The organism is Bacillus sp. MYb209 (assembly GCF_002975175.1).
In the GTDB taxonomy this organism is placed as follows: domain Bacteria; phylum Bacillota; class Bacilli; order Bacillales; family Bacillaceae_G; genus Bacillus_A.
In genome coordinates this window covers 1-6051 of sequence record NZ_PCNZ01000079.1, presented here as the reverse complement: position 1 = coordinate 6051, position 6051 = coordinate 1, and the positions used below count along the sequence as shown (strand labels likewise).

4 protein-coding genes and 3 pseudogenes are annotated in these 6051 nt (G+C 35.9%); 6 read left to right on the top strand and 1 reads right to left on the bottom strand.

Annotated features, from left to right (window positions below; translation table 11 throughout):
• From CQZ94_RS29960 to CQZ94_RS29940, 3 genes and pseudogenes are all read left to right on the top strand, one after another.
• Nucleotides 1–536: L,D-transpeptidase (locus CQZ94_RS29960; RefSeq protein WP_142395971.1), on the top strand; the 536-nt coding region annotated here is incomplete at its 5' end.
• Nucleotides 537–822: 286 nt separating this feature from the next.
• A pseudogene (locus CQZ94_RS29955) lies at nt 823–1005 on the top strand (IS4 family transposase); the annotation flags it as partial.
• An 815-nt stretch (nt 1006–1820) separates the two neighbouring features.
• A complete protein-coding gene (locus CQZ94_RS29940; protein ID WP_105588342.1) occupies nt 1821–3635 on the top strand; it encodes an acyltransferase family protein in 1815 nt (604 codons plus the stop codon).
• Nucleotides 3636–3667: 32 nt separating this feature from the next.
• Here the strand turns inward: CQZ94_RS29940 and CQZ94_RS32155 are convergent.
• Nucleotides 3668–3917 (bottom strand): annotated as a pseudogene (locus CQZ94_RS32155) (hypothetical protein); the annotation flags it as partial.
• 164 nt (nt 3918–4081) lie between these two features.
• On the opposite strand from CQZ94_RS32155, the gene CQZ94_RS29925 reads away from it, so the two are divergent.
• The 3 genes and pseudogenes from CQZ94_RS29925 to CQZ94_RS29910 form a co-directional block, all read left to right on the top strand.
• Nucleotides 4082–4789, top strand: coding sequence for an IS6 family transposase (locus CQZ94_RS29925; protein WP_105588340.1), 708 nt, complete (start codon nt 4082–4084; stop codon nt 4787–4789).
• Between the two features lie 131 nt (nt 4790–4920).
• Entirely contained in the window at nt 4921–5205 is a 285-nt protein-coding gene (locus CQZ94_RS29915) for a hypothetical protein (RefSeq protein WP_105588338.1), read from the top strand.
• 471 nt (nt 5206–5676) lie between these two features.
• Nucleotides 5677–5883 (top strand): annotated as a pseudogene (locus CQZ94_RS29910) (helix-turn-helix domain-containing protein); the annotation flags it as partial.
• Nucleotides 5884–6051: the final 168 nt, after the last annotated feature.

The following is a 6051-nucleotide window of genomic DNA, read 5'->3' as shown; positions in this document are numbered from 1 at the left end:
ATGGCTGGGCACTAGATGTTGAAAAAGAAACAAAACAAGTTCAACAAGCCTTTGAAAAAGGTGAAAAATCGCTTTCTGCTTCTAATATTCACGGAAATGGTTGGAAGCATGAAGGTATCGGTTATGAAACAACATCGAATAATGGCATCGGAGACACGTATGCGGAAGTTTCAATTGCAGAGCAACTAATTTGGATTTACAAAGATAGCAAATTAGCAGTCACAACAAATGTAGTTTCAGGTAAACATAGCACGAGTGAAGATACATCACCGGGTGTGTGGTATATCCTCTATAAACGATCACCGTACACACTCAAAGGTAGCGCAGTAGGTAAACCTGATTATTCCGTTAAGGTAGATTACTGGGCTCCGTTCACAAACGGCGGACAAGGTTTCCACGATGCCGGCTGGCGGATAAACTGGGCAAATAATGCCTATTTAACTGGAGGTTCAGGCGGATGTGTCAATCTCCCTCCTAGTATTGCGAAAACTGTGTATGATAATCTCAGTACTCATGAACCGGTTATCGTGTACTAGTAAATAGCAATCTCGCGTGCGGGGTGGAAAAACAGTTATATACGTTAATGTAAATACATAAAATCATAATCTCATGACTTGTAAAAAAAAGAGCATTACGTGGTGAGTTGTTAAAAAGAACCTAATAGGGGTCACCATACATCGCTATCAAGCTAAGGTTTTGCACTATCCATAAAGCAAAAAAGACGTTATCCTTTCTGTAGAATTATAGGAAAGGATGGCGTTTTTTATGAATTTTTCGATTCTTGAAGAACTTCAACCGATTGCTGAAGAATTGCAACGATAAATGTCTCCTCATGTCCTAGAATACCTAGCTAAAGAAAAAGGATTCGTTCAGCGAAAGTGTAAATATCGAGCAAAGGAGTTAGTTGCTTTATGTGTATGGCTTAGCCAACAGGTTGCAAGTACATCACTCACACAATTATATAGCTATCTTGAAGTATCTACAGGTGTTCTTATCAGCCCTGAGGAACCACTTAGCTTCCGAAGGTGAGTAATTTTATACACAATTAAGTGAACGTTTTTGTACATAGATTAGTTGACATTTATATAGGTTTCATCCATTTCCAAAGATAGTTGTGCTCTTTTGCTTTTTTTCTTCCAAATTTGATGGATAAGATTTCTATATTCACAATGTCAGTCCTTTATACGTTTGTAATAACGTATAAAAAAGTGTACTTTTTGACACACAGCATATAACTTTTTAATTAATTAAGCATATTCCCCTTTTTCGGGGGGATGAGCAAAAACACCTAATGTGAACTACTCGCCACTTAGCAAAGCTTGAAGTGGGAGCTTCTCAGTTCCACGACGAAAGTAACCTTTCGTCTCCCTGAGCGTTACTTCGGGGTGTTCCACCCCTAGATGTCCAACGCTTGGACGCTCTCTTGGTACGGTTGATATTTTACGCAGGAACCGAATGGCTTGGTTTTCGCACTCTATTTTCTTCCTGCAACCTCCTATATCAAGTTATCAAAGAACTTCATATAGCTAGTTTATCAAAAGTTTTTGGCTATGCCAAACCAAAATTCATCTCCCACCTACCGTTGGGCTATCGCCCTTCACACGCTTGAGGAAGGAGAATTCTTTCGGTAAATTCGTTAAAAATTTTCACAACAGAACCAGATAACGTGATAAAGTGTTAGTTACTGTGCATGTAATTATAAAAAAGAGAGCCTTCCCAAATGATGTTTGTAATAGTTTAGCTTATACGATTTTAGGAAATTAATAGCAATTTATACCGCTATTATTAACCTAATTTCCAAGAAATAGAGGTGATTGTAGGTGACTAAACCTTTTAAAAAAAATAGTCGTTATATGGTCGGATTGGACAGTCTAAGGGGCATAGCTATACTAGGTGTTATTTTGTATCATATTAATTTTAATTGGATGCCTGGAGGATTTTTAGGGGTTACTGTATTTTTTGTACTCTCAGGTTATTTAATTACAGATATTCTAGCAATGGAGTGGAAGAGAAATAAGAGAATTGATTTGAAGAAATTCTGGCTTAGTAGGGCAAGGAGATTGCTTCCAGGAATGTTTGTTATGCTCGTTATAACGTTGGCATGGATTACGATTTTTCATAGCTCTTTACTTGAAAAAATGCGTGGAGATTCATTAGCGGCGTTATTTTATGTTAGTAACTGGTGGTATATTTATCATAAATTATCTTACTTTGATAATTTTAACCAGCTTTCTCCATTGAATCATTTTTGGTCGTTAGCAGTTGAGGAACAATTCTATGTTGTCTGGCCGTTTATCATTAGTTTAGGATTTTACCACATAAAAAAACAATCCCGTATGATTTTATTGATTTGTCTGGGAGCTGTTTCTTCAGCTTTAGCGATGGCAATTTTGTATGAACCTGGAGTTGATCCGAGCAGAATTTATTATGGCACAGATACGAGGGCCTTTTCTTTACTTATTGGAGCGGCACTTGCCTTAATTTGGCCAAGCAATAGGCTTGCAAATAAAATTATTCCGAAGGCGCGTCTCATTCTTGATGTAGTGGGAGGAACTGCTCTTATTATTATTTTGGTTATGTTTTGGAAGACTAATCAATATGATCCGTTTCTATACAATGGAGGAATGATTCTCTTATCAATTGCAACAGCATTGTTAGTGGCAAATCTTGCTCATCCAGCGAGCCGTATCGCTCAATTTTTACGATTTAGACCTTTACGTTGGATAGGGATAAGGTCGTATGGCATATATCTTTGGCATTATCCAATTCTTACATTGACGACTCCAAAAGTAAATGCTGGAGATTTTTCACTAATAAGAGCAATTCTTCAATTTCTTCTGATTATAATGATTGCGCAAATTTCATGGAAGTATATTGAAAAACCAATCCGACAAGGTGCGCTCCGAAATATTCAGTTTAAGAATTTAAGACTTCAAAATGTCGCTTTAGGTGTTAAGTTGGCTTTAATTTGTGCAGTATTCGTTTCGTCGATAGCCGTCTTTGGGTTATCAAAAGTTAGTAAGGCTAAGGAGAATCCTCAACTAGATAAGGTGGAAGCAGTGCAAACACAACCGGCGAAACATCCAGTTGTAGTTCGGGAAAATCCAACTCAAGAGACGCCCAAAAATCAAGAAGAATTAAAAGAAGTAGATTCTGCGCAACCTAAAAGTTCTCCCAACGTTACAGCGATAGGCGATTCCGTTATGATTGATATTGCTCCATATTTAAAAAATGCTTTTCCTGATATTAGGATTGATGCACAAATTGGTCGCCAGCTATCAAAAGCGATTCCTGTAGTTGAACAGTTAAAGAATGAAGGGAATTTAGGAAACTATGTCATTATTGGGTTAGGTACAAATGGAGCCTTTACTACGGAGCAACTTGTATCATTAATAGCATTAATTGGAAATGAACGTAAAATGATATTTATTAATACGAGGGTACCACGTCCGTGGGAATCAATCGTGAATGAGAGATTGAAAGTGACAGTATCTAAATATCCGAATATAACTCTAGTCGATTGGTATGCAGCAAGTGCTGGAAAGGGAGACTACTTTGCACCTGATGGTGTGCATTTAACCAAAGTAGGTGCAGAAGCATACGCAGCACTTGTAGCCAAAGCGGTGAATCAATAATTAGATATGTTTTATTAACTTCTTTTGCAAAATTAACTGAAATGTAAAAGATATATGGTTGAGGAAAACAAATTTTTTGCAGTCATCAATAATTTCTGTAATTCATTATACGTCGAAAAAGCGAAGTTTGGTTGAAGACTCTGTCTTTTTTATACAGGGCATGAATGGTTTCGATGCCTTTTACTATACGTGAGGCATGACGAATGTTTTGAAATCCTGCGGATTTGGAAAAAGTGTCTGTCGCTTTACATGTCTATGGTCCTGTTCTGTGAGATTATTTATAGGAAGGAAGAATGTAACTTCCTAACTTTAAAAATAAGCCCAAAGAATTATTTAATTCTTTGGGCTTATTTTTGGTTCTGGTGCAAAAACTATAAGATTTATGTAAATAATCTCTGAAACTTGGACATACTGATACTAGTACTCTAAAAAAGGACGTGATCAGTATGGAAAAGCAAAATCTATTCAAGTGGAAACATTATCAGCCTGAACTAATCTTATTAACAGTAAGGTGGTACCTACGGTACAATTTGAGCTTCCGTAACCTGGTGGAAATGATGGAGGAAAGAGGATTATCCATTGCTCACACAACGATTATGCGCTGGGTTCATCAATATGGACCTCAATTAGAAGAGAAAGTACGACATCATCTTAAATCAACAAATGATTCATGGAGGGTCGATGAAACCTATATTAAAGTAAAAGAGCAATGGATGTATTTATATCGTGCCGTTGATTCAGAAGGGAATACCATTGATTTTCATCTAAGTAAATCAAGAGATAAACAAGCCGCCAAGTGCTTTTTCAAGAAAGCCCTGGCTTTTTCGTACGTTTCTAAACCTCGCGTGATAACAGTAGATAAAAACCCTGCCTATCCTGTAGCAATTCAAGCGTTGAAAGAAGAAAAACATATGCCTGAAGGCATAAAGCTAAGACAAGTTAGATATCTCAATAATATAGTGGAACAAGATCATCGTTTTATTAAGAAACGTGTGCGTTCTATGTTAGGGTTCAAGTCTGTTGGCACAGCTACATCCATTCTTGCAGGAGTAGAAGTCATGCATATGATTAAAAAAGAACAGATTGATTTACGGGATCAGTCTGTTCAAAATCAGAAAGAATTCATCCATCAAATGTTTGGGCTAACAGCATAAAATACAATTCCGCTCGAAATATATGCGCTATATTCTCTTTTATTTTATCTTTGCACCAGAACCACAAATTTCCTGACTGTTTAAAAAAAGGATTCTTATATGGTATTCTTGAGGAAAGGGGATGAGGATATATGGATATGACAAAAGAAATTGAAAAGATCATTGTTGATAGTGAAGAACTTTCATTTATTGAAGCTAAAACTTTGAATTATCAGAAGCAAATGTCTACTGCAGCTGGGTTTATTATTAGAACTGACGAAAGAGTTAAAAAGTACTATGATGCTCTTTGGTCACGAGAACAGGTATTAGTGGAGGTTCACTATGGGGATGGTTCACTTAACTACAAGCTTACTAATATTATAGCTGTCAAAGATGGCATGAATGGACAATACGAATATCATTTCTTTGGTGGATAGGGAAATACCTCTTGAATTAGTTCGGTGAATCCGAAATTGGAACACAATATGAATTTAAGAAGGGCGAAATAAAAAATGCAAAAAAATGAGTTAAAACTGAAATTAGTACAAGAAAACATTCCATCAGATTTATATAGTGTGAACTTTCAAAAAGAGAATAACCATTGAGCATAAAAATAAACTTCCTCAAATATATGAAGATGTGAAAAATCAATTTTAGGTTGGAAACGATAATGATTAATTGATTCTAAAGATTAGTTTACATAATAATATTATGAATATAAATAACAGGTACATAACTTTAGATATGTGATTCCTTTTTATACTTTTATCGGTTTCTGACAGAAGACTCCTTCCTCAAAAATGTGAAGGCGTGAAACACCAATTTTAAGTGGGAGATGAATGTAAGTAGGCGTAAGCCTACGTTTTTTGTATACTGTAGATATCCTATAAAAAGGTGAGGTGCAACCTATGTTAGTAAGTAAAACATATAAATTTCGTATCTATCCGAATAAGAAACAAGAAATATTAATTGCTAAAACGATTGGTTGCAGTCACTTTGTATTCAATCATTTTCTTGCTCTTTGGAATGACATCTATAAAGAAACAGATACAGGATTAACCTATCCTTTTTGCTCTGCCGAGCTCATTCAATTAAAAAAGCAACAAGATATGCTTTGATTAGTTAAATATTGTGTTTACTTGAAAATAACATTCTATATTAAATTCTCTTATATCAAGACTAAAAATAACATCTTCAGCAACACCCTATTCTAATTCATATCCTATTCTTTTAACGGATTACCCGAAAGAATTCTCCTTCCTCAAGCGTGCGCAGGGCGTAGC

Bases quoted from the DNA above. Each gene is read 5' to 3' on its own strand.
- CQZ94_RS29915 (WP_105588338.1), top strand. From the start codon at position 4,921: ATGGATATGACAAAAGAAATTGAAAAGATCATTGTTGATAGTGAAGAA.
- CQZ94_RS29925 (WP_105588340.1), top strand. From the start codon at position 4,082: ATGGAAAAGCAAAATCTATTCAAGTGGAAACATTATCAGCCTGAACTA.